This window comes from Janthinobacterium sp. NKUCC08_JDC (assembly GCF_019345575.1).
Taxonomy (GTDB): Bacteria; Pseudomonadota; Gammaproteobacteria; order Burkholderiales; family Burkholderiaceae_D; genus Janthinobacterium; species Janthinobacterium aestuarii.
In genome coordinates this window covers 1-223 of record NZ_JAHKQW010000076.1, presented here as the reverse complement: position 1 = coordinate 223, position 223 = coordinate 1, and the positions used below count along the sequence as shown (strand labels likewise).

General features: G+C 54.3%; 1 rRNA gene. It reads right to left on the bottom strand.

Annotated features, from left to right (window positions below):
* Positions 1–20: 20 nt before the first annotated feature.
* Positions 21–223 (bottom strand): 16S ribosomal RNA (locus KO538_RS29190); the annotation flags it as partial.

The following is a 223-nucleotide window of genomic DNA, read 5'->3' as shown; positions in this document are numbered from 1 at the left end:
CTGATTCGTGCAAACTCTAGAAAGGAGGTGATCCAGCCGCACCTTCCGATACGGCTACCTTGTTACGACTTCACCCCAGTCACGAATCCTACCGTGGTAAGCGCCCTCCTTACGGTTAAGCTACCTACTTCTGGTAAAACCCGCTCCCATGGTGTGACGGGCGGTGTGTACAAGACCCGGGAACGTATTCACCGCGACATGCTGATCCGCGATTACTAGCGAT